2 protein-coding genes are annotated in these 1,559 nt (G+C 60.4%); both read right to left on the bottom strand.

Translation table 11 applies throughout. The features are described 5' to 3' along the window. The coding region (locus tag Q7L55_03100) for an aminotransferase class III-fold pyridoxal phosphate-dependent enzyme (GenBank protein MDO8731548.1) at window positions 1-753 on the bottom strand (753 nt) is incomplete at its 3' end. Beyond that, entirely contained in the window at window positions 753-1,457 is a 705-nt protein-coding gene (gene can / locus Q7L55_03095) for a carbonate dehydratase (protein MDO8731547.1), read from the bottom strand. The genes Q7L55_03100 and can, both read right to left, overlap by 1 nt. Window positions 1,458-1,559 lie beyond the last annotated feature (102 nt).

Below are 1,559 nucleotides of genomic sequence, written 5' to 3'. Positions count from 1 at the left end.
ACACAAGGCGCGCACGACGCGCAGGTAGACTGGGTCGTACAGGGCCATGCCGGTGGCGCCTTGGACCAATGGCTCAAGGATGATGGCGGCAATGTACTCGTGGCGTGCTTCCAACAGCGTTTGTAACTCCGCCGCGGCGCGCAGGGCCACATCCAGGGCGGACTCGCCCGCTGCTGCCTGGCGTGCATCGGGTGACATCACCTGGTGCGCGCGCATCAGCAGCGGGTCGTAGGCATCGCGAAAGACCGCGACGTCGGTCACAGCCAGCGCCCCCAGTGTTTCACCGTGGTAACCCTGGCGCAGGCAGACAAATTCGCGCTTGGTGGCTCGGCCGCGATTGCGCCAATGGTGAAAGCTCATCTTGAGGGCGATCTCCACCGCCGAGGCACCGTCGCTGGCGAAGAAGCAGTGCCCGAGCACGCCCCCGGTCAAGGCCGACAGGCGTTCCGCCAGTTCCACCGCCGGTGCGTGGGTGCAGCCTGCCAGCATGACGTGCGGCAGGGTGTCGAGCTGCTCCTTGAGAGCGGCGTTGATGCGGGCATCGGCATGGCCGAACAGGTTGACCCACCAGGAGCTGCTGGTGTCGAAGTAGCGGTGGCCGCTGTCATCGAAGAGCCAGGGGCCTTCACCGCGTACGATGGGCAGCGGTGGCACCGTGGCTGCGCGCTGCATCTGGGTGCAGGGGTGCCAAATCGCCGCTGAGCTACGCCACGCTAGATCCTGGTGCGGCGCAGATGGCTGGGAGCTCTTCATCATCGATCGTCGACAGAATGTTGCCGAACTTTGACCTGCGGATTCGACATGCGGTCGAGCGCTGCCTGATACGCGCTGTCCGCTGCGTTGCTGTTCGACGCGGACAGCTCAAGTTCGGATAATAGGCCATCCTGCAGACCATACACCCAACCATGAACAGACAATGACTGCTCACGCGCCCACGCATCGCGAACGACGTGGGACTGGCACACGTTTTGGAATTGTTCAGCCACGTTCAGCTCGCACAGCCGGTTTTCCCGGTCGGCTATTGGCAGGGCCATCAGCATCCGCCGGTGTCTGGCATAAACGGCACCGACGTGCCCAAGCCAATTGTCGACAAGACCTAGGCGCAGTCTCTCGACAGAAGCGCGGATGCCGCTGCAACCGTAGTGCCCGACCACCATGACGTGGCGCACCTTCAAGACATCCACAGCGAACTGAATCACTGACTGGCAGTTCAGATCACCACTTGCCACCACATTGGCAACGTTTCTGTGGGTGAATACTTCGCCAGGGGCGAGATCAAGAATTTGATTGGCGGCGACGCGACTGTCAGAGCAGCCAATCCATAGCAATTGCGGTGACTGTTGGTGTGCAAGCCGCCGAAAGAACTCTGAATCTGCAGCTTGCATCCTAGAAGACCAGGCCCGATTACGGTCCAGTAATGAATCAATCGTTATCGGCAATCGGGAATCTGCGGTCATGGTTATGCAGCTATTACTCTGTCCTTGGTAAACGCCAAGACCTGAGCAACGATGGCGTCGGCAAATTCAGGATCATTAATGTGACAGTTGTATTCGGTCACG

Source organism: Actinomycetota bacterium (assembly GCA_030650795.1).
Classification (GTDB): domain Bacteria; phylum Actinomycetota; class Actinomycetes; order S36-B12; family S36-B12; genus UBA11398.
Note: the sequence above shows the minus strand (reverse complement) of the source record. Positions and strands in the feature narration are given on the sequence as shown.

What these genes read in the sequence shown, in the direction of transcription:
- can (MDO8731547.1), bottom strand. Translation starts at nt 1,457, where the DNA reads ATGACCGCAGATTCCCGATTGCCGATAACGATTGATTCATTACTGGAC.